23 protein-coding genes are annotated in these 24,568 nt (G+C 64.5%); 11 read left to right on the forward strand and 12 right to left on the reverse strand.

From position 1 onward, the window contains the following. Positions 1–7 precede the first annotated feature (7 nt). The 3 genes from heR to ACX80Z_RS00180 form a co-directional block, all read right to left on the reverse strand. Positions 8–811: a heliorhodopsin HeR gene (heR, locus tag ACX80Z_RS00170; RefSeq protein ID WP_459314525.1), complete on the reverse strand. Its 804-nt coding sequence runs from the start codon at positions 809–811 to the stop codon at positions 8–10. A gap of 367 nt (positions 812–1,178) precedes the next feature. Then, positions 1,179–2,615, reverse strand: a complete 1,437-nt coding sequence (locus ACX80Z_RS00175; RefSeq protein ID WP_459314526.1) for a glycosyltransferase family 2 protein — start codon at positions 2,613–2,615, stop codon at positions 1,179–1,181. 47 nt (positions 2,616–2,662) lie between these two features. After that, positions 2,663–3,514, reverse strand: a complete 852-nt coding sequence (locus ACX80Z_RS00180; RefSeq protein ID WP_459314527.1) for a MurR/RpiR family transcriptional regulator — start codon at positions 3,512–3,514, stop codon at positions 2,663–2,665. A gap of 111 nt (positions 3,515–3,625) precedes the next feature. On the opposite strand from ACX80Z_RS00180, the gene ACX80Z_RS00185 reads away from it, so the two are divergent. Both ACX80Z_RS00185 and ACX80Z_RS00190 read left to right on the forward strand, forming a co-directional pair. Beyond that, complete coding sequence (locus ACX80Z_RS00185; RefSeq protein WP_459314528.1) at positions 3,626–3,910, forward strand: hypothetical protein; 285 nt, start codon at positions 3,626–3,628, stop codon at positions 3,908–3,910. 5 nt (positions 3,911–3,915) lie between these two features. Beyond that, the gene (locus ACX80Z_RS00190; RefSeq protein WP_459314529.1) at positions 3,916–5,451 is read left to right on the forward strand and encodes an aromatic amino acid lyase; all 1,536 of its coding nucleotides are present in this window, start codon (positions 3,916–3,918) and stop codon (positions 5,449–5,451) included. Here ACX80Z_RS00190 and ACX80Z_RS00195 read toward each other — a convergent pair. After that, the gene (locus ACX80Z_RS00195) at positions 5,396–6,415 is read right to left on the reverse strand and encodes a LacI family DNA-binding transcriptional regulator (protein WP_459314530.1); all 1,020 of its coding nucleotides are present in this window, start codon (positions 6,413–6,415) and stop codon (positions 5,396–5,398) included. The two genes, ACX80Z_RS00190 and ACX80Z_RS00195, sit on opposite strands and share 56 nt — an antisense overlap. A gap of 214 nt (positions 6,416–6,629) precedes the next feature. Here ACX80Z_RS00195 and ACX80Z_RS00200 point away from each other — a divergent pair, with 214 nt between their 5' ends. Both ACX80Z_RS00200 and ACX80Z_RS00205 read left to right on the forward strand, forming a co-directional pair. Beyond that, the gene (locus tag ACX80Z_RS00200; protein WP_459314531.1) at positions 6,630–7,523 is read left to right on the forward strand and encodes an amidohydrolase family protein; all 894 of its coding nucleotides are present in this window, start codon (positions 6,630–6,632) and stop codon (positions 7,521–7,523) included. Continuing rightward, on the forward strand, positions 7,520–8,107 hold the full coding sequence (locus tag ACX80Z_RS00205) for a cysteine dioxygenase (protein WP_459304758.1): 588 nt from the start codon (positions 7,520–7,522) through the stop codon (positions 8,105–8,107). Before ACX80Z_RS00200 ends, ACX80Z_RS00205 begins: the two co-directional genes overlap by 4 nt. Positions 8,108–8,126: 19 nt before the next feature. On the opposite strand, the gene ACX80Z_RS00210 is transcribed toward ACX80Z_RS00205, so the two are convergent. Then, positions 8,127–9,593 carry an aromatic amino acid lyase gene (locus tag ACX80Z_RS00210; RefSeq protein WP_459314532.1) on the reverse strand — a complete coding sequence of 489 codons (1,467 nt, stop codon included), beginning with the start codon at positions 9,591–9,593 and terminating at the stop codon, positions 8,127–8,129. A gap of 141 nt (positions 9,594–9,734) precedes the next feature. Here ACX80Z_RS00210 and ACX80Z_RS00215 point away from each other — a divergent pair, with 141 nt between their 5' ends. The 5 genes from ACX80Z_RS00215 to ACX80Z_RS00235 all read left to right on the forward strand — a co-directional run bounded on the left by ACX80Z_RS00215 (position 9,735) and on the right by ACX80Z_RS00235 (position 14,235). Continuing rightward, positions 9,735–10,796 carry an ABC transporter ATP-binding protein gene (locus ACX80Z_RS00215; RefSeq protein WP_459314533.1) on the forward strand — a complete coding sequence of 354 codons (1,062 nt, stop codon included), beginning with the start codon at positions 9,735–9,737 and terminating at the stop codon, positions 10,794–10,796. Continuing rightward, a complete protein-coding gene (locus ACX80Z_RS00220) occupies positions 10,793–11,440 on the forward strand; it encodes an ABC transporter permease (RefSeq protein WP_459314534.1) in 648 nt (215 codons plus the stop codon). The genes ACX80Z_RS00215 and ACX80Z_RS00220 overlap by 4 nt, the downstream gene beginning before the upstream one ends. After that, on the forward strand, positions 11,440–12,165 hold the full coding sequence (locus ACX80Z_RS00225) for an ABC transporter permease (protein ID WP_459314535.1): 726 nt from the start codon (positions 11,440–11,442) through the stop codon (positions 12,163–12,165). The genes ACX80Z_RS00220 and ACX80Z_RS00225 overlap by 1 nt, the downstream gene beginning before the upstream one ends. Before the next feature lie 31 nt (positions 12,166–12,196). Beyond that, the gene (locus ACX80Z_RS00230) at positions 12,197–13,132 is read left to right on the forward strand and encodes an ABC transporter substrate-binding protein (protein ID WP_459314536.1); all 936 of its coding nucleotides are present in this window, start codon (positions 12,197–12,199) and stop codon (positions 13,130–13,132) included. A gap of 86 nt (positions 13,133–13,218) precedes the next feature. Then, the gene (locus ACX80Z_RS00235) at positions 13,219–14,235 is read left to right on the forward strand and encodes a YeiH family protein (RefSeq protein WP_459314537.1); all 1,017 of its coding nucleotides are present in this window, start codon (positions 13,219–13,221) and stop codon (positions 14,233–14,235) included. 169 nt (positions 14,236–14,404) lie between these two features. Here the strand turns inward: ACX80Z_RS00235 and ACX80Z_RS00240 are convergent, their stop codons facing one another. The 6 genes from ACX80Z_RS00240 to leuC form a co-directional block, all read right to left on the reverse strand. Further along, entirely contained in the window at positions 14,405–15,568 is a 1,164-nt protein-coding gene (locus tag ACX80Z_RS00240) for a D-alanine--D-alanine ligase family protein (protein ID WP_459314538.1), read from the reverse strand. Between the two features lie 2 nt (positions 15,569–15,570). Then, entirely contained in the window at positions 15,571–16,596 is a 1,026-nt protein-coding gene (locus ACX80Z_RS00245) for an NAD(P)H-dependent glycerol-3-phosphate dehydrogenase (RefSeq protein ID WP_459304764.1), read from the reverse strand. After that, positions 16,593–17,351: a lysophospholipid acyltransferase family protein gene (locus tag ACX80Z_RS00250; RefSeq protein ID WP_459314539.1), complete on the reverse strand. Its 759-nt coding sequence runs from the start codon at positions 17,349–17,351 to the stop codon at positions 16,593–16,595. Before ACX80Z_RS00250 ends, ACX80Z_RS00245 begins: the two co-directional genes overlap by 4 nt. A gap of 17 nt (positions 17,352–17,368) precedes the next feature. Next, positions 17,369–18,796, reverse strand: a complete 1,428-nt coding sequence (murA, locus tag ACX80Z_RS00255) for a UDP-N-acetylglucosamine 1-carboxyvinyltransferase (RefSeq protein WP_459314540.1) — start codon at positions 18,794–18,796, stop codon at positions 17,369–17,371. 205 nt (positions 18,797–19,001) lie between these two features. Further along, positions 19,002–19,601 carry a 3-isopropylmalate dehydratase small subunit gene (gene leuD, locus ACX80Z_RS00260; protein ID WP_024476101.1) on the reverse strand — a complete coding sequence of 200 codons (600 nt, stop codon included), beginning with the start codon at positions 19,599–19,601 and terminating at the stop codon, positions 19,002–19,004. A gap of 9 nt (positions 19,602–19,610) precedes the next feature. After that, positions 19,611–21,089, reverse strand: a complete 1,479-nt coding sequence (gene leuC, locus ACX80Z_RS00265) for a 3-isopropylmalate dehydratase large subunit (RefSeq protein ID WP_019483021.1) — start codon at positions 21,087–21,089, stop codon at positions 19,611–19,613. A 109-nt stretch (positions 21,090–21,198) separates the two neighbouring features. Between leuC and ACX80Z_RS00270 the strand changes: the two genes are divergently transcribed. After that, positions 21,199–21,918 (forward strand): IclR family transcriptional regulator, encoded by a 720-nt coding sequence (locus tag ACX80Z_RS00270; RefSeq protein WP_024476100.1) that lies wholly within the window; start codon positions 21,199–21,201, stop codon positions 21,916–21,918. 69 nt (positions 21,919–21,987) lie between these two features. Next, the gene (locus ACX80Z_RS00275) at positions 21,988–22,518 is read left to right on the forward strand and encodes a DUF1697 domain-containing protein (RefSeq protein ID WP_459314541.1); all 531 of its coding nucleotides are present in this window, start codon (positions 21,988–21,990) and stop codon (positions 22,516–22,518) included. Between the two features lie 32 nt (positions 22,519–22,550). Here the strand turns inward: ACX80Z_RS00275 and ACX80Z_RS00280 are convergent, their stop codons facing one another. Next, complete coding sequence (locus tag ACX80Z_RS00280; protein WP_459314542.1) at positions 22,551–24,413, reverse strand: polysaccharide deacetylase family protein; 1,863 nt, start codon at positions 24,411–24,413, stop codon at positions 22,551–22,553. Between the last annotated feature and the right edge of the window lie 155 nt (positions 24,414–24,568).

Genomic DNA, 24,568 nt, shown 5'->3' on the forward strand with positions numbered 1-24,568 from the left:
CAGCCGGTCAGCCGGTCAGCGCCGGGATGATGGCGCCCGAGAATACCTGCCAGGCGAGAGCGGTCTTGGCAATGAGGCTGAGCGTGATGTACACCCGTTCGCCGAAGAGGTAGTCGCGCCACGGCCCCACCTGGCGGTACTGGAGCCACTGGTTGATCGCGAACGTGTTGAAGAAAAGGAACAGCGAGATGATGATGCCGTAGACGAAAGCGGGCGGCTCAACCGTGCTGGTAGACCCGGGAGACAGGAAATAGATCAGGATGACGATCCACGGCGCCAACCCGACCAGGGACCCGAGGGTGAAAGGCAGGAAATTGCCGCTGCCGGGCTCCTCGTATTTTTCCTGCAGGGCCCCAAACCCGATCATCGCCGCATTGGCGGCGAACAGGGAAATGAGTGCGGCGACGTCGGAGATCCCCGTCGTTTGTGCAATCAGCCAGATCATCACCGACGAGCTGAGCGCGTACTCGACCCAGCGAAAGTAGTTGCGGTTTGCCCTCAGCCCGGCCCCGTAGCGCGGGAAGAACACCGGCGATGCGACGGCAAAATGGAACAGCGCGGAGAGCGCCAGGAACAGGACCACTCCGGCACCAACATTCACTGCGAAGAGATCCACCCGCTCAGGCGGTAGCGGGAAACCGGGCGGGCCCGCCAGATAATCGGCGGTCACACCGAAGGTGACCTGGGTATCCAGCATGGCAAGGATGATCCCAAAGACGATGGCCTGCACAAGGTGCAGGGACCCAGCCACCAGGTTGTACGGGCGAAGACGACGAATCCTGTCGTCCGGTGTGCGGGTTGTGCGCGCCATGGGGGTCTCCTCGACCAGTGGACTTGGGTGGGTCTAAGTGGGTGTTCGGGAGCGACTGAAGCCTCCTTCGTGACTGTGCCTGTCATCTTGCAGCAGTGGGCATTTTGTGTAAATCCCCACGGCGCGGACAGGCAGGGGGTTCACTCGAACCCGGCCGGGTAGATGCTGCGCGTTTCCGTCCGGCGGTTCCGCCCCCGAGTCCAATCCGAGGGGTATACCTTTGGCAGTACCTTAGCGACCGCGAGCGCTGCATACATGACCGTGTTGATAGCGACGAAAGCCGCCAGAACTGCGAACAACTCGGAGTGCACAACAGATTCCGGAAACAAAATCCCGGCGGGCAAAACGGACATAGCCGACATGGGTGCTAGCCAACTTCCTGAGGTAGGTGATGTCCTTCGTGGGTGACGTGCTTCCAGGTCGCCTGCCGACGGAAGGCGATATCAAAGATCCCTTTGACGTAAATAACGTTGAGGACCATGTCGAAAAACAACTCGGGAAACAGGGTGGCCGCCAGTGCCCGCGCACGCCATCCGCCCTTCCAGACCGTGACAACCCGCTCGACCATGAAGAGCACGCCGAGGCCCAGCCAAAAGGGGAACCAGATCCATTCCTCCAGCGACAGCAACGTCACCAGGATCAGCAGCAGGAAAGAGCCCAGGGCGATAACACCATAGCCAATACCCAGTTGCTGAGCCCAGTACCTCATGGTTTGCGACCTGACGCCGTAGGCACCCAGATTCTCCAGGGCACCGCGCTGCCACCTCAGTCGCTGCGCCCACAGGGTCCGCCACCCTGGCATCAGTTCGGTGACAACAGTGCACTGGCTGGGCGACACCATCTGGGCGCCCAGCGACTTCAGCGCAATCGTCAACTCATTGTCCTCAGTCAAGGCAGCAGTGTCATAGACCTTGCCCGGTTCGCCCGGAATCAGCACTCCGCGGCTCTCCGCCACGGTCCGGAGGGCGAGGGGGCGAAACATCGAAGCCGTACCGGTCAGCACGAACACGCGACCTCGACGTCGGCCAATTTCACGTCCGTACCTGATGTATTCGTTGCGCTGGAACTGGCCCAGCAACCCGTGGCCCTGCTCACCGTAGAAGAGGCCGCCAATGGCCATCAACCCCCTGTCAGCGGTAAACCGCTGGATCGCCGCCTCAATAAAGCCACCGTCCAGCCTGGTGTCGGCATCCATCACCATGACGACGTCGTTGTCCTGCTGGCCCGGAAGAAGTTGGGCCAGGGCCTGGTTTAGCGCCCCGCCTTTTTTGTGCTCATTATCGACGGAAATGAACACCTCAACACCAGCCCTTCGGGCGACATCGGGAGTCGAATCTGTGCAGTTGTCAGCCACCACGATCACACGGTCAGGGGGATGAGACTGTGCCATCAGCGACGCGATAGTAGCGGGTAACGAAACTTCCTCGTTGTGGGAGGGAATCAGAACCGTCACCGTGACCGGCCCCGCATACTCTCCACGGGTGGCCGCCATCACGATCTTCGGCGCCAGCGGACTCGCCGACGCATCGTTTGAACGTCGTGACCTTGATGCGATGCGCCGCTCCAATAACGCAACACCGACCGCGAGCAACAGGGCCATGGCCACTGCCGTCAGGATCACGCGTAGCGAAGGGGCTTCGGAATCGTAGAGAACACGCCAGAAACCCAACACGAGACCTTCTGTTGGCTCATCACGTACCTGCGGATCTCCGCTGGCAACTGCAAACCAGAGCAGCGCCGCGGCGCTGCCTGCCAAAACCGCTATGAAAATCCCAACCCACCGCTGATACCAACTGGACACCATAAATGGAAGATAACATGGGGGTCCCTAAATTTAGCTAACCATAACGCTCATCGCCCGGTGTGGGCCCAGCGCTCGACCAGCTCCTCGTGGGCCGTGAGCAATTCCTGGGTGCGGAGCGGATTACGGGCGGCGAGGGCGTCCAGCAGTGAGATGGAGAGAACGACGGCCGCTGCGTGGGAGTCAAACACCAGATCGGTGCCGACCGGCGCGACCAGGAGGGCGTCGACGTCGTTGGCGAACGGCACCAGCGGGCTGTCGACGATCGCGACCGTGGCCATGCCGAGCGATCGGGCCTGCGCCAACGCCCGCACACTCGCCGCAGGATACCGGGGCATCACGAACGCCAGCACCGCGGTGGCGCCGTTCCGGTGCAACTGCAGGATCGCGTCATCCATCGACGCCGCGTCCGACAGGACATGGACATCCGGCAACACCCGGCGGGCAAAGTAGCCGACATACTCTGCGAGCGCCGCCGAAACCCGCAGACCGATGACCCCGAGCGGCTGGGTGCCGGCCAGGAGCTCGACGGCGCGCTGCATCTGCTCGCTGGCGACCGTGCGTTCCAGGGCGCCGATGTTCTGCTGCTCGAATTCGAGGATGGTGGGCCGCTCCACCCTCTCGCCGTTCAGCGCAGCGGACTTGCCGCGCACGATGTCGCGAATGGCGCTGCGGAATTCGGGATAGCCGGGGTAGCCGAGGGCGGTGGCCAGCCGGGTAACGGTGGGCTGGCTGACTCCTGCCGCCTCGGCGACGTCGATGGTCGAGGCGAACGCCACATCCGGCAGGGAGGCAAGCATGTACTGGATCACGCGCCGCTGGGTGGGTGAGACCCGATGCTGATGGGCCAGGTTCACCAGCCAGTCATGAGCGCGGTCAGCCGATGATTGGTCGCTCAGCACGGTCGGCCCCCGGTTTCGGTAACATCGCTGTTTGGTGATCCCGCTCACTATGAATAGCATGATACACAGTTCAATCATGTGCATGAAACAATTCAATCTGGGGAGGTTTGGATGTCGCTGCAGGCTCAGCGCGAAATCTGGTTGAGGTTCCCCCCCGACCCGGATATCGATTCGCTGCAGCTGACGCGCCCAGAGATCACCGGGCGCCCCTCCCCCGAAACGCTGTCCGCGCAGCTCGGCGACATTGTCAGCGGCCAAAAGCCCGGCCGCGAATCCGACGACGAGCGGATCCTGTGCTGGCACCGCGGCCTGTCCATCCTCGACGTCGCCGTGGCGCACCTGACCCTCACCAAGGCGGAGCACGCCGATACCGGAACCATGCTGAGGTACCGGTAACCATCATGGATCTCCCGCATACCAACGCCGCCCACTTCCCGGTGCTGCGGCTCGCCAACCCCGAAGAGCTCGACGCCGTCGCCATCGCCGAAGTTGCCGCTGGCAGACCCCTCCGACTCGAGCAACACCTGCTGGACCGGGTCTCACTTCGCCGACGCGAGGTGCTTGAGCTGCTGACCGACGGCGATCCTGTCTACGGGGTCAACACCGGAATGGGCGCGGCCAGCGAGGTGCGCCTCGACCACATCGCCCAGTCCCGGCACCAAAACAACCTCATGCTCGGCCGTGCCGTGGGATCGGCGCCCTGGCTGACCGACCAGGAAACCCGCGCGGTCCTGGCGGTGCGGCTCCGCACCTTCCTCGCCGGGGACGCCGGGGTATCGGAACACCTCTGCGTCCGGCTGGTCGAACTCCTGACCGCAGACATGCTCCCTGCCATCCCCCGCACCCGGATCGGTGCTGCCGGTGAGATCATTCCTCTCGCCCACCTGGGTGGGGCGCTCACCGGATCGGGGGAATTCCTGGTGAACGGTGCGGCCGTTGACGCCGTCGGCGTGCTGTCGGCCGCCGGAATGGAGCCGTACTCGTTGGGGACCAAGGAAGGTGTGGCGTTGATTGAGGGGATACCCGTCACCACTGCCCTCGCCATCCTTCGAGCGAACGACGCCCGGCTGCTCGCCGCACAGGCGGTAGCCCTCACCGCCGCCGAGGTCTGCCTGGTCGGGGCCAGCCGTGACCCCTTCGACCCGGCACTGGCCCGCGCCGACGTCGTGCTCGGCACCGTGCTGGCCGCTATCCGTCAGCTTGCCGGCGTCGACCCGCACCCCCGTACCCTGCAATCGCCCCTCTCCTTCAGGGTGCTCGGGGCTGCGGTGGCTCAACTGCTGCGGTCCATCGCCGCGGTGGAGGCATCTGTTGAGCGGGCGTTGAACGGTGTCACCGATTCGCCGGCCTATCTGGACGGGCGGTTCATCGGGACGGCCGGGTTCGACGGGTTTGATCTTGCCGCGGCATTGGACGGGCTGCGGCTGTCAATGATTCACGTCGCCGAGACGTCTGCGGCGCGTGTGCACCGCCTCCTGGACGAGAAGTTCACCGGACTTCCGCGGCAGCTCTCCGGGCAGCCCGGCCTGCACGCAGGAATGGTGGCTGTGCACAAACGGACGGTCGGCGTCGTCCACGAACTGGTGGCGGCCGCTCGGCCCTCGAGCCTGGGGGCCATCGAAACGTCCTTCGGCCAGGAGGATGTCCAAAGTTTCTCGTCCGAGGCGGCGGAGGCATGCTGCCACGCTGCCACCGGGCTGCGCGACGTGCTTGCCTGTGAGTTACTGACCGTCATCCAGGGGGTGAGACTGTCCGAACGTCCGTTGGCCGCCGTCGACCCCCGCCTCAGAACCCTGGTGGGGGACGCCTCGGAGCTGCTGCCCGCCGGCACCGACGACCGTGCGTTCGGCAAGGACATCACCGTGCTGAACGATCTGTTGGCTAGCGGCTGGGGGCGTTGGGTCGCGACGGACGGGTTGTCGATGCCCGGGCGATAAAGACCGGCCTGAACATCACCTGGCCGTCGGCAGTTCCGGTGCCCTCGGGCGAGGTCAGGGCGCCGACCGCGGCGTCGACAATAGCTTGCTCGTCCCAGCCGAAGGTGGTTAATTCCGGGCTGACCAGCGACGCCAGCTCGCTGTCATCGAAGCCGAGAATCGACAGGTCGCCCGGCACCGACAGGCCGAGGTCCCGGGCGGCGCGGTAGGCGCCGAAAGCGATCGAATCGCCGAGGCAGAACAGGGCGGTGGGCCGGTGGTCCCCCACCAGCAGCTGGGCAGCGGCCTGCGCGGCGCCGTGGACCGACGACGGCGACGACGACACGGTGACCGTCAGGCCCATCGAATCCCCGAGACTTTGCGCCAGCAGTTCGGCGGGCCGGCCCGGAGTGGACGGCAGGCTGGGCGCGAGCAGGCCGACTGAGCGATGCCCCAGATCGGCGAGGTGCTGCAGCGCGGTGCCCACCCCGTATTCGTTGTCGAAGAGGACACTTTCCGATTCAGGGCGGGCCGTGAGCGCGTCTCCGATCGATACGATGCGGGTTTGGCTGGGGACATCGGCCCAGTAGCTCGCCGACGGATCCACCGGCAGCGCAATCACCCCATCGACGCGCTGGGCCGCCAGGGAACGGAGCACTTCCTCTTCGCGCTGGGGCGAGCCGTCGACGTCGGCAATGATTGACGACAGCTCCTGCGCCCTGAGGGCCTCGGACAGCATCACGGCCAGCCCCTGACGCCACAGGTCGCGGAGTGATCCGACGATGGCGACGTTGCCGCTGCGCCCACTCGCGAGGGCCCGGGCAATGGGATCGGCCGAATAGCCGAACTCCTCGGCAATGGCACGCACCCGCGCCTGCGTGGCCTCCGAGCCCCGCAGGCCACGCAGCGCATAGGACGTCGCGGCCTTCGACAATCCGGCGGCGTCGGCGATGTCCTGGAGTGTTTTGCGTTGGGCCCCGGTCATCAGACCAGCATACGTGCGACCCGGCCCGCGGTGCCCCCGAGTTCGTCCGCCGCTCCATCCCGGGCTCGGCCCGCGGTGCCCCCGGGCACTCTCCCCGGGGCTCGGTTGACAAAGGCTTGTGTGAACCGGTTCAATGAATGATGTGAACCGGTTCACTTCATCAGTTTGCTGAGCAATTCACACCTCATCCGATCATCTCCCGCGAAAGGGCATCATGCGCACCGATTGCCACCAGCACCTGTGGCCGACTGCGTTCGTCGATGCACTCCGCAACCGCACCCAGACCCCCCGGCTGAACGGCTGGGAGCTGCTCATCGACGGCGAGGCGCCCTACGCCGTCGACCCCCTCGCCCATGACACCGACGTCCGCCGGACCCGCGAAACCCGCGAGGGGAAGGACCAGGTGCTGCTGTCGCTCTCGAGCCCCCTGGGAATTGAGCACCTACCCTTCGACGAAGCACGTGAGCTGATCGAGATCTGGCACAAGTCGGCGCTGGAACTCGGCGACCCATTCCTGGTCTGGGCGGCGACACCGGTGAGCGAGTTCGATCTCGACGGTCTGGCCCAGATTCTGGATCATGACCGGGTGGTGGGGTTGCAGTTGCCCGCCACCGCACTGGCCGACCCTGAAGCGATCCACCGGATGCGGCCGGTCCTCGACGTGTTGCAGGCGGCCGACAAGCCGCTCCTGATCCATCCCGGGCCGGCCCCGGTCACCGCCGGAACCCCGTCCTGGTGGCCAGCCCTGGTGCCGTATGTTGCCCAGTTGCACGCCTCCTGGCTGGCCTGGCACGCGGTGGGCCGCGCCCAGCACCCCACACTCCGGGTCGCCTTCGTGGCCCTGGCCGGGCTCGCGCCCCTGCACCACGAACGTCTCGCTGCGCGCGGCGGCACGTTTGGCGCCGTCGACCCGCTGGTCTATTACGAAACTTCCTCCTACGACACCCGGGCGATTGATGCGACCATCCGGGTGGTCGGCGTCGACCCGATCATTCACGGCTCCGACCGGCCCTACGCCGAGCCACGCGACCCGGGCCTCGGGCATGCCTTCACCCACGCGCTTTTTTCCGCCAACCCTCAGCATCTCCTGAAAGGAACTCCACGATGACCACTGCACCTCCCCAGGGCCTCGCCCTCACTGAATCAGACGTTCCTGCCCTGCCCGGGCGCACCCTCAGCCAGAAGGAACTGCAGGACTGGGTCACCACCCTCGCTGCCCGCCCCGAGCTGTGGGAACACCACATCAACCACGAGGGCGGCGAACGCCACTATGCCTCCGTGTACCGGGACTCCAACATCGACGTCTGGCTGCTGTGCTGGAATACCCAGGACGACACCGGCTGGCACGATCACGACATCTCCTCCGGCGCCGTCGTCGTCACCCAGGGAGCCGTCACAGAAGCCAACCCGCGAATGAATGGCGAACCCGTCCGGCGCGTGGTGGAGGCCGGCAGGTCCTTCTCCTTCGGGCCTGACCACGTGCACCGGATGGGCGGGTCCGTGGACGGGTCCGTCTCCATCCACGCCTACTCCCCGCCGCTGTGGCGGATGGGGCAGTACGCGATCGGCCGCAACGGGGTGATCCGCCGCATGTCGGTGAGCTACGCCGATGAGCTGCGGCCCATGGACGACGAAAGCGTCATCGAGAAGTACAAGCAGCTCCAGTCGGTCACCGACGAACTGGGGCGCTAGGGTTCGATCGCTTCCTGGCCTAGAACCCGGCGAGGCCCGGCAGTAGCGCCTGCGCTGCGGCCAGGTCCTCCCCCAGCGGCCGGTCCTCCTGGCTCGGGTCCAGCCCTGCCGCAAGATAGTCAAACGCGGCCCGCGCCGGAGCGGTCCCCAGCCGCTGGGGTGACATCCGCAGTGCCCTGACCGCAGCAACTGCCTCGAGCGCGACGACGACGGGAGCCTCCGCAGCGAACTGGCGCAGCAGGCGAGCGCCCTGTGTGGCGAAACCGGCGTGCTCCTCAAGGCCCAGCGAGACGTTGATCCCCGGCCCGTTCACCGGCGTCGCCGCGGTACGCAGGATCGACAGCACATCCTGGGCGACGTACTCGGCAATCATGAGGCCAGAACTTCCCCGGGGACCCGTCGAGAGGAAAGACGGGAGACTGCTCAGCTCCGGCCGGAACAGGTGGGACAGCCTGGCCGCGGACAGTGAAATCACCGGGTAGACAGCCGTTCGGGTGCTGTCCAGCGCCGCCGCCAGCATGGCCAGATGGAATTGGCCGTGATGGAACAGGCCGTCAGTGGTCAGCAGCGGGTTCTCCGCCGCACCGTTCAGCTCGGTTTCCAGGATGGAGCGCAACCGCTGGAGGGCATCGAGCGCCGGGGCGTGCACCTGGGGCAACGCCCTGAGGGCGAAAGGATCCTGCAGCCTGGCCGGCGCGGCCGGCGTATCGGGTCCGGTCAGGCGCCGCATCGCCGCCGCCACCGCCACCTGATGCGGGTGCACCCTCGCCCGGTGAACCGCCTCGGCATACGGTTCGGGTGAGCCCTCCAGCGCCAGCATGGTCAGCGACGCCACCACCAGCGCACTCTTCATCAGCTGCTCCATGGCAACGGCACCCTGCGTCGCTGTGGCGAGGGTCAGTGCGCTGGAGCTCATGAACGGCAGCGAATCGGTGTCCTCGAACTGCACCGGGCCGATTCCCCCCACCCGCCACGGCCGGTCCCCACTCAGGGTCAGTGCCAGCTCAGCCATGGCCGCCAGATCCCCGGTGCCGAGGCCGCCCAGACTGTGAATGGTGGCGACCGATTCATTGTCGAGGGCTTCCAGCAACCCCTTCACGACACCGGGACTGATACCGGACCCGCCGGCGAGGAACTGGTTGAGCCGGATGGCCATGGCAGCGCGAACCGTGGTCTCCGCATCGACCCGACCAGCCCCCGCACAGTGGCTCAGCAACAGGCGCCGCGCATGAGCTGCCCGCCGCTCAGACGGCGACCCGCCCGGCTCCACATTCAGGGCGCGATTTGCGCCGACGCCGGTATTGGCGCCATATACCCGCCCCGATTCGCGGGCCTGAACCAATTGTTCCTGGGACCGCTGCAGGCCGTCGATAATGCCGTCGGGAACCCTCACCCGGGAGGAACCAGTTGAAATAGTAATAAGATCGTCAAGTGTCAGCGAGGCGCCGTCCAGCACCACCCGGTCGATGTTGTCCTCGGAAGTCATGGGTGAACCGTCGTCCTTTATCTATCGATATGTAAGTCTTCTCACATATCAGGGTGACTGTCTATTCATTCGCTGAAACTATGAATCAACTTATTCACTGCCTGCTATTGAGGCTGGTGCCAAGGAAACTGGAGAGCCACCGTGATTACGTTCGACAAGGTAAGCAAGACTTTTCCGGATGGCACCCTCGCCGTCGACAACCTGAACTTTGAATTGCCCACCGGCAAGATCACCGTCTTTGTGGGCCCCTCCGGCTGTGGCAAAACCACCTCACTGCGCATGATCAACCGCATGATCGAGCCGACCGGCGGCCGCATCCTGATCGATGGTCAGGACGTCACCCAGCAGGACGCGGCCCTGCTGCGCCGATCCATCGGGTACGTCATCCAGCATGCGGGTCTCTTCCCGCACCGCACAGTGATTGAAAATGTCATGACCGTGCCCAATCTGATCGGAACCGACAAGAAGAAGTCGCGGGCCACTGCCATGGAGCTGCTGCTTCGGGTGGGGCTCACCGAGAGCATGGCCAACAAATACCCGGTACAGCTCTCAGGCGGTCAGGAACAGCGCGTGGGAGTTGCTCGCGCCCTTGCCGCCGATCCCCCCGTGATGCTGATGGACGAACCCTTCAGCGCCGTCGACCCCATTGTCCGCGCCGGCCTGCAGACCGAATTCCTGCGGCTGCAGGGCGAGCTGGGCAAAACGATTGCGTTCGTGACGCACGACATCGACGAGGCCATCAAGCTCGGTGACATGGTCGCCGTCTTCAGGGAAGGCGGGCATCTTGCCCAGTACGCCGCCCCGCAGGAGCTGCTGGAAAACCCAGCCAACGACTTCGTGGCCGATTTCGTGGGCCGGGACCGCGGCTTCCGCAGCCTGTCCTTCGACTCCTCCGAGGTGCTCGAGCTGGACCCCGTGGATTCGGTACGGGTGGGCAATGAAGTGCTGGTCCTCGACGACGCCGGGCGCCCCCGCGGCTGGGCCGGCCCGGGAATCGCCGACGAAAACTCGCCCCTCTCGGTCGCTGGCACCTTCACCGCTGCGGATTCCCTGCGGGTGGTGACCGACCTCGCGATCAGCTCTCCCGTCGGCATCGCGGTCCGGGTCAACGCATCGGGCGTGGCCGACGGCGTCATCCGGCACCCGAGCTTGGTCCGCCAACTGGATGAACGACGTCGGCTGCGCGCGGGGACCACCGCATGATCGACTACATTTCCGGCAACCGGGAGATCATCTGGACCGCCTTCCAGGAGCACCTGTACCTGGCGTTGATCCCCGTCATCCTGGCGGTCATCATCTCGCTGCCACTGGGGTATCTGGCGGTCCGCTACAAGAAGCTCTACTACCCGCTGGTCAACATCAGCAGCATTCTCTACGCAATCCCTTCGCTGGCCCTGTTTCTCCTGTTGCCACCGATTATCGGTACCGGCGTCCTGTCCCCCCTGAACATCATCATCGCGCTCACCGTCTACAGTGTTGCGCTCATGGTCAGGGTGGTGGCCGACGGCCTGAACTCGGTTGATCCGGCCATCACCCAGGCCGCCACCGCCATGGGTTACCGCCGGGTCAAGCGCCTCCTACGGGTGGAACTGCCGATCGCCCTGCCGGTCATGCTGGCCGGACTCCGGGTTGCGACGGTTGCGAACGTGAGCATCGTCAGCGTTGGTGCGCTCATCGGCGTCGGCGGGCTGGGTGCCCTGTTCCTCCGCGGGCTGCAGCTCGATTACCTGGCACCGATCTGGGTGGGAATCATCCTGTCGGTGCTGCTGGCGGCCACCTGCGACATCATCATTGTGCTGGTTCAACGACGATTCACGCCCTGGGTGCGTGCGGGAGGACGAGCCTGATGGACTACCTCGAATATCTGCTGGATCCCGAGCACTGGGATCTCGCTGTGAACGGGAACATCCCGTCACTCGTCGTCGAGCACCTCTATTACACGGTTCTGACGCTCGTCATCGCCGCACTGATCGCCATCCCGGTGGGGCTGTACATCGGCCACACCGGCAGGTTCTCGTTTGTGGCGATCAACGCGGGGAACGCCGGCCGGTCACTGCCGACCCTGGGCCTGATCATCCTGCTGGTGACGGTGATCGGCTTCGGGCTGCTGCCGGTGGTGATTGCCCTGGTGATCCTCGCCATCCCGCCCATCCTCACATCAACCTACGCGGGGCTCCGGGCGATCAACCCCGCGTCGGTGGACGCCGCGAAGGGGATGGGCATGCGGCCCATCCAGATCCTGTTCCGGGTCGAAATTCCGATGGCGTTGCCGCTGATCCTCAGCGGTCTACGCAGCGCCACCCTGCAGGTAGTCTCGACCGCCACCGTCGCCTCCTATGTTGGCCTCGGCGGATTGGGCAGGCTACTGGTTGACGGTCTGGCACTGAATCAGTACGACCGGGTGATTGCCGGCGCCGTCGTCGTCGCCCTGTTGGCCATCATCATGGACCTGATCGCTTCCGGTCTGCAGCGGCTGATGGTATCCCCCGGCGTATCCGGGCGCGCACTGACCCGATCCTCCAACAAACCCGTGACCACCCCCGCGGAGACGTCACCAGCGCCTGCGGGATAAGCTTGTAAAACCTGACCGAAAGGCACGACCCATGATTAAGAAACGCTCAACCAAACTGATGAGTAGCGTTGCGCTCTTCGGAGCAGCGGCCCTCGCTCTGTCCGCTTGTGGCGGCGATCCGCTTGAGTCCGACGCCGGCGGAGAGTCAGTTGACGCAGAGACCATCGCAATTGGCTCAGCAAACTTCCCCGAAAGCGAACTCCTCGCCGAGATGTACGCGCAGGTGCTGGAAGCCGAAGGCATCGAGGTGGAGCGCAGCTTCAACATCGGTGCACGCGACCTGTACCTGGCTGCGCTCGAGGACGGGTCAATCGACCTGCTCCCCGAGTACAACGGTGCACTGTACTCATCCCTCGTGGAGGGTGGCGCCCCCGAGGGAGTGACCAGCCCCGAAGAAGTGTACGACGCCATGGTTGAGGTGCTGCCCGAGGGCATCATTGCACTGGAACAGTCCGAGGCCGAGGACAAGGACACCCTTGCGGTTCTCCCGGAGACCGCCGAGGAGCTCGGCCTGGAAACGATGGACGATCTGACCGACATTGCTGGTGAGCTCACGCTCGCAGCCGGTCCTGAATTTGTCGAGCGCTATCAGGGGCTGATCGGCCTTGAAGAGGTTTACGGCATCGTGTTCGCCGAGTTCCGTCCCCTGGATGCCGGTGGACCGCTGACCCGCGAAGCACTTTTGAGCGGCGAAATTGATGTAGCCAACATCTTCAGCACCGACTCGACGATTGAGACCGAGTCTCTGGTGGTCCTGGAGGACACCCAGAACCTGTTCCTGTCCCAGAACATCGTGCCGATCGTGCGCGAGGCCAAGGTGACCGATGCGGTAACTGAATCGCTCAACGCGGTGTCGGCTGCCCTCACCACCGATAACCTTACCGAGTACCTCGCACGGGTTCAGGTCGACAAGGAGTCCAGCGCGACTGTCGCAACGGCCTTCCTTGAAGAGTACGACCTGCTGTAAGTAGCAATTGCCCATCCCGGCTTCGGCCGGGATGGGCCTCGCTCTTTCTGTCAGCCCTTTCACCCGAGCGCCCTGAAAGTAAACCAGTGACCACACAGCGCTCGGCCGCCACCGCGGCAGTCATCAACCTGATCCCCGGAGTATTGGTCATGGCTACCGCCGTCGCCCTCTCCCTCTTCATCGCCAGCCTGCAGGGCTTCATCGGCGCCCTGGTGGTTGCCCTCGCCCTCGGCCTGCTGGTCCGCAACACCGGGCTGTTCCATCCGCGGATTCGGCCCGGCATTCAACGGGCCACCAAACGGTTCCTGCGGCTCGGCGTCGTCGTTCTGGGCTTGCAACTCTCCCTTCCCGAGATCCTGGGCCTCGGGTTCCCCGTCCTCGCCCTGATCATTGCGTCGGTGTTTATCAGCTTCCTGTTCACGCGGTACATCGGTGAACGGCTAGGACTCAGCCGGGCCGCGTCGACCCTGATGGCGGCCGGGTTCTCCATTTGTGGCGCGTCGGCGATCGCTGGCATGCAAAGCATTGTTAACGCCGACGACGACGAAGTGGCCAGCGCCATCGCCATGGTCACCCTGTATGGGTCGGCCGTGATCCTGGGGCTGCCGCTCATCAGCAACCTGCTGGGGCTCTCCCCCGAAACGTTTGGTATCTGGTCCGGGCTCGCCGTCCACGAGGTGGCCCAGGTGGTGGCGACCGCCAGCACGGCGGGGGCTGTGGCGCTCGCCGTCGCGACCGTGGTGAAACTTGGCCGGGTGGTGCTGCTGGCTCCCGTCGCTGCGTTTGTCTCCATCGGTATCCGGCGGGCCGAGGGCGCCCAGCCGTCAGTTCCGGGGCGGGTGGCACCGATCGTGCCGTTGTTCGTGGTCGGATTCCTGGCCCTGGTGCTCCTGCGCTCCACCGGGGTGGTCCCCGAGCCCGTTCTGGACGCCGCCTCCCTGACGGCCACCCTGCTGCTGGCCGCCGCGATGTTTGGCCTCGGCACCGGGATCGACATCCCACACCTGGCACGCACCGGCGGGAAAAATCTTGCGCTGGGCGGCATCTCGACCGTGTTCCTTGGCGGCATCACCCTCGCTGGCGCAGTACTCGTCACCGCCTAGGTTCTGGTCTGGTCCGTTCCTGAGTCCCACCTCGGTTTTGGTGAGGAACCTGGAGATCGGAGGCCAAGATTTCCCTCACCGATGTCTAGGTTGACCTGACCTGTCTGGGTTGCTCACCATAACGACGGCGGCGCGACCCATCTGGCACATTCCGCGCCGGTCATCCGATCTAGCGGAGGCCCGTCTTGCGACTCAGGGCCAACTCGATCAGCTCGTCGATCAGCTCCGTATAGGTGAGACCGGACTTGGCCCACATCTGCGGATACATGCTGATTGGCGTGAAGCCCGGCATGGTGTTGATCTCGTTGATGATCAGACCGCCGGACGGGGTGTAGAAGAAGTCGACCCGGGACAGACCCTCTGCACCGACGGCGTCGAACGCTGCGGCGGCAAGCGCCCGGACCTGCTCGCTGGCGGCTGGCGGCAGGTCGGCCGGGCAGCTCAGTTCGGCGGCGGCGCCGTCGACGTATTTGGCTTCGAAGTCGTACCAGTCGTGCTCCCCTGGCTGGACAGCGATTTCCCCGGGCAGAGACGTCCGTGGTTCGTTGGTGCCGCGACCCTGCAGCACAGCAACCTCGATTTCCCGACCGATGATGCCGGCCTCCACGAGCACCTTGGGATCGAACTCCCGAGCAGCCTCGATGGCGGCGGCAAGATCAGATTCCGAAGCGACCCGCGTGATCCCCATCGAGGATCCGGCGCGGGCAGGCTTGACGAAGGAGGGAAACCCCAGGGCCGCCGCTCGCCCGAGGCACCCGTCACGGTCGTTGGCCCACTGCCGGTCAGTGATGACCTCATAGGGTCCCACCGTCAGGCCGGCGGCGGCGAAAACCACCTTCATGTAGTGCTTGTCCATGCCCACAGCAGAGGCCAGCACACCGGCGCCCACATAGCGGATGTCGGCCATTTCGAGCAGGCCCTGCAGCGTGCCGTCCTCACCGAATGGGCCGTGCAGCAGGGGCACGACGACGTCGATCCCGCCGAGGCTGCGCGGCATCTGTTCGGCGGCGGTCACCATCAGCTCAGTGGATGCAAGGTTCTGGCCAACCCCTGACGCTGCCAGGACCAGGGACTCGTCAGAGGTGGGGACCTCGGGAAGCGTTGCCGAACGAAGGGACCACTGGGACGGGTCACCCGACACCTGAACCCACTGGCCGTTCTTGGCGATCCCTACCGGAATGATCTCGTACTTGTCCCGGTCGATCGCGTCGAGTACGCCGGCCGCGGTGATGCAGCTGACCGCGTGTTCACTGGATCGTCCACCGAAGAGCACGAGCACCCGCGGCCGTCGCGTCGGATCAAGACGGGCGGTTTCAGGGGGAACAACAGTCACAGTCAGCCTTCGGATTTCAGTTCGCGGGACAGTAGACGCGCCCCCAGGTCATGGACGGAGACGGTGCCCTGAAGTACCGCCACCACGTTCTCGGTGATGGGCATATCAACTCCCAATTGCCCCGCAAGATCAAGGACGGCCTGAGCTGATTTGATCCCCTCGGCCGTCTGGTTCATCTTCCCGGTGACCTCATCGAGGGTCAGTCCGTGGCCCAGCAACCGGCCAGCAGTGTGGTTACGAGACAACGGTGAGGAGCAGGTGGCGATCAGGTCGCCCATCCCGGCGAGGCCTGCCATCGTCTCAGCTTCCCCACCCAGAGCCACAGCGAGCCTGGTGGTTTCCGCGAGTCCGCGGGTAATCACTGAAGCCTTGGTGTTATCGCCCATCTGCTTGCCCTCGCAGATTCCGACGGCGAGGGCAATCACGTTCTTGACGATCCCGCCGATCTCCACGCCAACCACGTCGGGGTTGGTATAGGGCCTGAAGTATCTGGCGGTGCAGGCGGCGGCAATCCACGCGGCCACTTGCTCATCCGGACAAGCCACCACCGATGCGGTGGGTTCCTGACGCGCGATTTCCAGCGCCAGGTTAGGCCCCGAAACGACGGCAATGCGCTCAGCTGGCATCTCCAGTTCGGCAGCAATGACCTGGCTCATGCGGGCATCGGAGCCCACCTCGAGTCCCTTCATCAACGAGACCACCACCGCGTCGTCGCGCAGGAGGTGTTTCCACGCCTGGAGCTGGGGCCTCAGCGACTGGGCGGGAACGGCGACGGCGACCAGTTCAGCGCCGTCGAGCACCTCGGCAATGTCGGTGGAACAGGTGATGTTCTCGGGCAGCACCGTGTCGGCGAGATACCTGCTGTTGCGCCGGGTCGTGTTGATCTCCTCGGCCACGTCCTCGCGGCGGGCCCACAGGCGCACCTGCGTACCGTGCGGGGCACCGGCGTCGGCCAGGATCTTCGCGAAGGTGGTCCCCCAACTGCCGGCGCCCAGGACGGCGACGACGGCTGGCGGTGTCCGGGTCACGAGTTCTCCTCAGGCTTGGTCTCGAAATTCCTGCCGGTGCTTTTCTGGTGTTTGTCCGCCGGGTTCCAGCGTTCGGTGGGCGGTGCTTCCTGACGCAATTCGGCGACCAGCGCGGTCAGCGCGTCGAGAATCCGCTCGGTTCCAGTGTCGAGCACCGTCTTGGTGATGGGCTTGCCCATCAGGTCGGAGAAGTCGACCGGGTCCCCGACCACCACCCGGGAGGTCTTCCGGGGAAAGAGGTAGAAGCGTTTGGCGTACCGGGGAAACACCTCGTGGGCTCCCCAGTGGGCAAGCGGGACGATCGGAGCGCCGGTCTGCAATGCGAGCCGCGCGGCACCGGTCCGGCCCTTCATGGGCCACATGTCGGGATCCCGCGTCAGGGTGCCCTCCGGGTACACCACAATGCCGCCGCCGGAGCTGATTGCTTCACGCGCTGCCTCAAGCGATCTGTTGGCGCCGGCAGTGGTCCGATCCACCGGCACCTGCCCGGTAGCACGGAGGATCCAGCCCATGACCGGCACCTTGAACAGCGACGCCTTGGCAAGGAAATGCGGTGTCACCTTCTGATTGAACAGAAAATGTCCGATCACCACCGGGTCAATCTCCGTGATGTGGTTGGGGCACACAATGAACCCGGTGTCCCGCGGCAGTTTCTCCGCACCCGACCACTCCTTCGACATCAACGTGTTCATGATGGGACGCACGGTGACGGAGAGCACGGCGAACGTGGCGCGGGACCTTCTGGATTCAGTCATAAACGAGTGCCGCGAGCCTAGCGGCCGCCCTCCACCGATGCCACAGCAGCGTCGGTCACAGGAGCGTCCGATTCAGCAGCGTCCGTCACAGGAGCGTCCGGTTCAGCAGTATCTGATTCAGCAGTATCAGAGGCGATATCGAAATCGGCTCCCAGGCCTTCGAGCTTGTCCTGGAAACGTTCGTAGCCGCGGTTGATCAGCTCGATGCCAGTCACCCGTGACGTGCCCTTCGCCGCGAGGGCGGCGATGAGGTGGCTGAAGCCGCCGCGCAGGTCGGGGATATCAATGTCCGCGCCATGCAACTGCGCCGGACCAGAAATGACCGCCGAGTGGAGGAAGTTCCGCTGCCCAAACCGGCACGGGACGCTACCCAGGCATTCGCGGTGTACCTGGATGTTGGCACCCATCCGGATCAGGGCATCGGTGAAGCCGAAACGGTTCTCGTAGACGGTCTCGTGAACAATCGACACGCCCTCCGCCTGGGTGAGGGCGACGACGAGCGGCTGCTGCCAGTCGGTCATGAACCCGGGGTGCACATCGGTTTCCAGGACCAGCGGGGACAGCTTTCCGCCGGGATGGTAGAAACGGATGCCGTCGTCGTCGACGTCGAACGCTCCACCGATCTTTCGGTAGGTATTCAGGAAGGCGGTCAGATCGAGCTGACGCGCACCCTCAACATAGATGTCACCCTGGGTGACCAGCGCTGCTGATGCCCAGGATGCGGTTTCGTTGCGGTCGGAAATGGCCTTGTGGTTGAAGCCACTCAGTTCGCTGACGCCCTCGATGCGGATGGTGCGGTCGGTCTGCACCGTGATGATCGCGCCCATTTTCTGGAGGACAGCGATCAGGTCCATGATTTCGGGTTCGACGGCGGCACCCTTGAGTTCGGTGATGCCCTCGGCCCGGGTAGCGGTCAGCAGTACCTGCTCGGTGGCACCGACGCTCGGGTACGGCAGTTCGAGCTTCGCGCCGTGCAGACCCTTGGGCGCCGAAATGGAGATGCCACCGGGACGCTTGTCCACGACGGCGCCGAAGTTGCGCAGCACCTGCATGTGGTAGTCGATCGGGCGGTCGCCGATTTTGCAGCCGCCCAGGTCGGGGATGAAGGCTTCACCGATGCTGTGCATCAGGGGGCCGCAGAAGAGGATGGGGATGCGTGAGTCGCCGGCGTGGGCATCGATGTCCTTGGACTGGGCCATCTTTGCGCCCTTGGGGTCCATGCTCAGATCCCCGGTGACGGGGTCCTTGGTGACCTCAACGCCGTGGAGCTTCAAAAGGCTGGTGACAACCTCGACGTCCTTGATCTCAGGGACATTCCGCAGGACCGAGGGAGCATTACCCAGCAGGGTCGCCACCATCGCTTTGGGCACCAGGTTTTTGGCTCCACGAACGGAGACCTTGCCGGTCAGAGGGACTCCACCACGAATGGTCAGCACGCTTCCCATGAACACCTATTTTCTTCGATTTGCACACAACAGAGATTGCCCCCAAAGCAGCAATTGCCTCCCGCTAAGCATAGGAGCATGTCTAGGAAGACTGAAATAGACTCCCCGGGGCTACTGTCGAAAACTCTCGATCTGCCCCATTCATTCCCCGCCGTTCCGCAGGAAAGCACCGCCGCCGATGACCTTGCTCACCGTCGGGCGTGGCTCAGGTGCGCACGGGGAGGGTCTTCGGCTTCCACGCCGGGCGGGAGGCCTCATATTTGGTGATGGTTTCCTCGTGGGTCAACGTCAGACCAATGTCGTCGAGGCCCTCCAGCAACCGCCAGCGGGTGTAATCATCGATCTGGAACGGAGCCGTCACGCTGCCGCAGCTGACGGTGCGTTCCTCCAGGTTGACGGTGACCTCGGTGCCGGGATGATTCTCGAGGACCTTCCAGATCAGCTCAATGTCATCCTGGGCCAGCTGCGCCGCGACCAGACCCTGTTTGCCGGAGTTGCCGCGGAAAATATCGGCGAACCGGGACGCCAGCACGGCCTTGAACCCGTAGTCCTTCAGCGCCCAGACCGCGTGTTCACGAGAGGAGCCGGTACCGAAATCCGGCCCCGCGACAAGGACCGAACCGGCGCTGAACGGAGCCTGGTTGAGGATGAAGTTCGGGTCCTTCCGCCACTCGGCGAACAGGGCGTCCTCGAACCCGGTCCTCGTGATGCGCTTCAGGTACACCGCCGGGATGATCTGGTCGGTGTCGATATTGCTCTGGCGCAGCGGCACGCCGATTCCGGTGTGGGTGATGATCTTTTCCATGGGAAGCTCCTAGGCGGCGTTCGCGGCTGAGGCAACGACGTCGTCGTGCTGGCCTGTTGTGGCGGGCGGCAATGGCTCGAGATCGGACGGCGAGCTGAGGGTGCCGCGGACCGCAGTGGCGGCGGCGACTACCGGGGACACCAGGTGGGTGCGCCCACCCTTGCCCTGCCGGCCCTCGAAGTTGCGGTTCGACGTCGATGCGCACCGCTCCCCCGGCGCCAGCTGGTCCGGGTTCATGCCCAGACACATTGAGCAGCCAGCGAAACGCCATTCCGCGCCGAAGTCCTTGAACACCTGGTCCAGGCCCTCGGCCTCGGCATCGAGGCGAACCCGGGCCGACCCGGGAACCACCATCATGCGGATGTTCGGGTCCTTGACCCGGCCGCGGATGATGTCGGCGGCAATCCGCAGGTCCTCGATCCGGCTGTTGGTGCAGGAGCCAAGGAACACGGTGTCCACCCTGATGTCCTTCATGGGGGTGCCGGCGTCCAGTGCCATGTACTCGAGGGCACGTTCGCAGGCCGCCTTGTCGTTCTCGTCGGCGAAATCGTCAGGGGACGGCACGGCCTGCGACAGTGAGACGCCCTGGCCGGGGTTGGTACCCCAGGTGACGAAGGGCTCCAGCTCATCGGCGTCGAGGAACACTTCGGCGTCGAACACGGCGTCGTCGTCGGTGCGCAGCGTCCTCCAGTTCTCGACGGCGGCATCCCAGTCCTCGCCCTGCGGTGCGTGGGGCTTGTCTTTCAGGTACTCAAAGGTGGTGTCATCCGGGGCGACCATGCCGGCACGGGCGCCGGCCTCGATGGACATGTTGCAGATGGTCATCCGCGCTTCCATGGACAGCGCACGGATGGCAGAGCCACGGTATTCGAGCACATAGCCCTGCCCGCCGCCGGTGCCGATCTTGGCGATGACCGCAAGGATGATGTCCTTGGAGGTCACACCGGGCTTCAGGGTGCCCTCCACCGTGATGGCCATGGTCTTGAACGGCTTGAGCGACAGGGTCTGGGTGGCCATCACGTGCTCCACCTCTGAGGTGCCGATGCCGAGCGCCAGGGCACCAAACGCCCCGTGGGTGGAGGTGTGCGAATCGCCGCAGACCACCGTCAGGCCCGGCTGGGTGAGGCCCAGCTGCGGGCCGATGATGTGGACGATGCCCTGTTCGGCGTCGCCCAGTGAATGCAGGCGCACCCCAAACTCTTTGCAGTTCGCGCGGAGGGTTTCGATCTGGGTGCGGCTGGTGAGGTCAGCGATCGGCTTGTCGATGTCCCAGGTGGGGGTGTTGTGATCCTCGGTGGCAATGGTGAGGTCCGGCCGGCGCAGCGGGCGACCCGCCAGCCGCAGCCCCTCGAAGGCCTGCGGAGAGGTGACTTCATGGACCAGGTGGAGATCGATGTAGAGCAGGTCCGGCTGGGATTCGGCACCCTGCACCTCGCCCTTGCGCACAACGTGTGCGTCCCAGACCTTCTCTGCGAGCGTGTTGCCCATGACCGGTTTCCCTTCGGAGCTCTTCTACTGACGTCTCGGACGGATGCATCCCAAAAAAGTTACATCCCAGACAGTTGCATCTCAAATGCTGAGACGGCAATATCATCCTATGGACAATATTAGCGGTGTAGGTGTGATAGACAAAGCGGCGACCGTGCTCGACGCCCTCGAAGCGGGTCCCACCACCCTGGCGCAGCTCGTGGCGGCGACCGGACTGGCCCGTCCCACTGTGCATCGCCTGGCGCAGGCCCTGGTGCATCACCGGCTGGTCAGCCGCGATATTCAGGGCCGCTTTGTGCTCGGCAGCCGCCTGGTTGAACTGGCTGCCGCTGCCGGTGAGGACCGGTTGATTGCATCGGCGTCCCCCGTCCTGCTGCACCTGCGGGACGCGACCGGTGAGAGCGCGCAGCTGTTCCGTCGGCAGGGCGAGTGGCGTGTTTGCGTGGCGTCGGCAGAACGCCCGATCGGTCTCCGCGACACCATCCCGGTGGGCACCCAGCTCTCCATGAAAGCTGGCTCCGCGGCCCAATGCCTGCTGGCCTGGGAAGACCACGACCGCCTCCTCAAAGGATTACAGGAAGCCCGGTTCACCCCGACGGTACTGGCCGGAGTACGACGTCGGGGCTGGGCCCAGAGCCTCGGCGAACGGGAGGCGGGGGTTGCCTCGGTTTCGGCCCCGGTCAGGGGGCCATCGGGACGGGTGATCGCGGCGGTGTCCATCTCCGGACCAATGGAGCGGCTGACCCGTCAGCCCGGACGCATCCACGCTCAAGTGGTCCTCAACGCTGCCCAGCAGCTCACCCACGCCGTCGGCAAAACCGCCGACTGATCGCCTCGAAGCCCGCACCTCGATAGGGTGTGGCTATGACTGTTGGTGTGGCATGACTGGGGGTGTGGCATGACTGAATATGCAATCTTCCTCCGTGGGGTCAACGTCGGCGGAATTATCCTCAAAATGGCTGACCTGCGCGCCGCCGTCGAGACACTCAACGTCAGCAGGGTGACAACGCTCCTGGCGTCAGGCAACGTCACCTGTACCACCGATCTGGCAGCTGATGAGCTCAAGGAGTCGGTTGAGAGGCTGCTGCGCGTTACCTTCGGGTATGACGCGTGGGTGGTGATCATCGAGGCCGGCAGGCTGCGCGAACTGGTGGAGGCCTGTCCTTTTCCCGCCGACGACCCCGCTAGCCACACCTATCTCACCCTGTGCTCGGATCCGGCGGCGCTCGCCGATCTCGTGGAAGCGAGCGCAGGACTTGAGCCGGGTCTGACAGTGCTGGGTCCCGAGGCCGCCGCCTGGTGGGCGCCGCGTGGTGGAACCCTTGAGTCTCCACTGAGCAAGCTGACCGCCAAGCCGCGGTTCAAGAACTCGACCACCACCCGGAATCTGAGGACCCTGCAGAAGGTACTTTCGGCTCTCGACAGCTAGCTGTCGAGGGCCGCATCGCCATTGGTGACGTTTTATGGTGCGGAATTGATGGCCCTGAAGAGGAATGCGGCCATCGCGTCGCGGTTCACCGGCTGCAAAGCCCGGTACGTACGCGTTCCATTGGGTTCGTCCCACCCGGTGCTAATGCCTTCGCTCGCGAGCCAGGACATCTCTTTGTAGAACAACTGGCTCGTCGACACATCCGCAAACGGCGACACTGCAGGCGGCGTATAGGGCGGGGAGCCACCCGCCCGGTAAAGGAACGCAGCCATCGCGTCGCGGTTCACCGGCTGCAAAGCACGGTACGTACGCGTTCCATTGGGTTCAGCCCACCCAGTGCTGATGCCCTCGCCAGCGAGCCAAGCTATCTCCTTATAGAACAACTGGCTCGTCGACACATCCGCAAACGGCGACACTGCAGGCGGCGTATAGGGTGCCTCAGCCGCACTGAACGTCGTGGTCCACTCAGTTGTGGCACCAGCCTGCAAGACGTATCCGTCAGTTGCACGTGCGGTGATCGTGACCGTGTCTACGCCAGGGTGGGTGCCAGCGGAGACCACTGTTCCGCTTACCAAGTACTCCACGCCCACCGTCGCTGGGATCGTATACGTGTCCTGGGCAGTCCCATCCTCATCGATGAACACCACCGCCGCAGGCACAACCGGAGTCGGGGCCGGATGCGTTGTTCCGGCGGCTGTGAGTTCGTAGTCATCCGTGATCAGCGTTCCATTGCTGATTAGGTTCAGGCCCATACTGATCGCCGAGGCGCCTGCAGGCACGGGCGGTGACGTCCAGGTGGCCTCGGTCCAGTCCACGGCTGCGTCGAACAGCGGACTCGATGTCCAGTAATTCCACGTGCCAAGTCCGGTTCGGTAGTAGAGGGCGAACTGGGTCGGCGCGGTTGACTGGTACCAGGCCTTCATCTCGTAGCTACGACCTGGGTCGGCGCTGGGCGCGCATTCGCCCAAATCGAGAGTTGGGAGGAGTTTCGCGTCGCCGTCGACATATTCGGCCATCGTCAACTGTTGGGCGACGGCGCCGGTGCGACCAGGGGTGACCCGGGTAAAGGTAGGAGAATTCGCCCCGTAAGTTCCGATAGACCAACAACTGGGTAGGCCGGGAATAGCGCTGGGCGTTTCAAGGCTGGGATTCTTGAGCAAGTTTCCAGTGGTGATCGGGGCCGGCGCGGCGGGACCGGAGACGGCTGGCTGTGTGGCTCCGCCGACGACGTCGTGCACCGTCTTGACCTCGATGGTGCCGGCCGCAACCTGTTCCGCAAGCCAGGTTGTGAATTGCGCGAAGATAGCATCGCTGACGGACAAGGTATTTCCATCAAGGCCAACGTGGTGGAAGGTCAGCTGCACCCAACCCCCGCTCCCGTTCACAGATTGCGTGACGGTATTCTGCAGATCGGCTAGTGTCCAGGTGTTATCCACCTGCTCGGGGGCGCCTGTGTTGTATGGATTGGCAGGGGGAATGGTTTCTGCGACCGGATAAGAAGCGGAGTCCGGATTTTTGCTTCGAACATCACCTAGACCGCGCGCACTGTTGTATCCGCAGTCTCTGACTATTGTTTCCACCGAAAGGCTTGAGGACGCGAAGGGGTAGGCAAAGCTCGTAATATTCAATCCCTTGTTGATCAGGTTGACCCGGTCGTTGCAGACCTGGCGCTTGGCTTCGTCCACCCCCGTGGCGGCCAGGTCAGGGTGTGTTACGGAGTGCCCCCCAATTTCATGACCGTCGGCCTGCAGCACCTGCACCTCGGCGGTTGTCAGGTAGCTCGGGGCATCCAAATACCCAGACGGGATGAAGAATGTACCCCTGAGTCCCTTAGCCTGCAGGGTGGCAGCAGCCGCTATCTGGTTGTCGTTCGCGTCATCGAAGGTAAGGCTCACTACGGTGTTCGCTACGGCCTGCGCCGGGGGCGCGAGGACCGTCCCGACGAGCAGACTAGCGAGTACCGACAGAACGCTCCCTACAGCGGTCCAACGGCTTCGATTGGAGGGAGCTCGGCGCGCTCTTTCCCCAGCATGGCCGGAGTCCGTATCGG

It is taken from the genome of Arthrobacter sp. TMT4-20 (assembly GCF_054510775.1).

Coding starts and splice junctions, on each gene's coding strand:
- leuC (WP_019483021.1), bottom strand. CDS start 21,089: ATGGGCAACACGCTCGCAGAGAAGGTCTGGGACGCACACGTTGTGCGC.
- ACX80Z_RS00270 (WP_024476100.1), top strand. CDS start 21,199: ATGGACAATATTAGCGGTGTAGGTGTGATAGACAAAGCGGCGACCGTG.
- ACX80Z_RS00210 (WP_459314532.1), bottom strand. CDS start 9,593: ATGACTTCCGAGGACAACATCGACCGGGTGGTGCTGGACGGCGCCTCG.
- ACX80Z_RS00185 (WP_459314528.1), top strand. CDS start 3,626: ATGTCGCTGCAGGCTCAGCGCGAAATCTGGTTGAGGTTCCCCCCCGAC.
- murA (WP_459314540.1), bottom strand. CDS start 18,796: ATGGGAAGCGTGCTGACCATTCGTGGTGGAGTCCCTCTGACCGGCAAG.
- ACX80Z_RS00190 (WP_459314529.1), top strand. CDS start 3,916: ATGGATCTCCCGCATACCAACGCCGCCCACTTCCCGGTGCTGCGGCTC.
- ACX80Z_RS00230 (WP_459314536.1), top strand. CDS start 12,197: ATGATTAAGAAACGCTCAACCAAACTGATGAGTAGCGTTGCGCTCTTC.
- ACX80Z_RS00225 (WP_459314535.1), top strand. CDS start 11,440: ATGGACTACCTCGAATATCTGCTGGATCCCGAGCACTGGGATCTCGCT.
- heR (WP_459314525.1), bottom strand. CDS start 811: ATGGCGCGCACAACCCGCACACCGGACGACAGGATTCGTCGTCTTCGC.
- ACX80Z_RS00275 (WP_459314541.1), top strand. CDS start 21,988: ATGACTGAATATGCAATCTTCCTCCGTGGGGTCAACGTCGGCGGAATT.
- ACX80Z_RS00250 (WP_459314539.1), bottom strand. CDS start 17,351: ATGACTGAATCCAGAAGGTCCCGCGCCACGTTCGCCGTGCTCTCCGTC.
- ACX80Z_RS00175 (WP_459314526.1), bottom strand. CDS start 2,615: ATGGTGTCCAGTTGGTATCAGCGGTGGGTTGGGATTTTCATAGCGGTT.
- leuD (WP_024476101.1), bottom strand. CDS start 19,601: ATGGAAAAGATCATCACCCACACCGGAATCGGCGTGCCGCTGCGCCAG.
- ACX80Z_RS00195 (WP_459314530.1), bottom strand. CDS start 6,415: ATGACCGGGGCCCAACGCAAAACACTCCAGGACATCGCCGACGCCGCC.
- ACX80Z_RS00220 (WP_459314534.1), top strand. CDS start 10,793: ATGATCGACTACATTTCCGGCAACCGGGAGATCATCTGGACCGCCTTC.
- ACX80Z_RS00200 (WP_459314531.1), top strand. CDS start 6,630: ATGCGCACCGATTGCCACCAGCACCTGTGGCCGACTGCGTTCGTCGAT.
- ACX80Z_RS00205 (WP_459304758.1), top strand. CDS start 7,520: ATGACCACTGCACCTCCCCAGGGCCTCGCCCTCACTGAATCAGACGTT.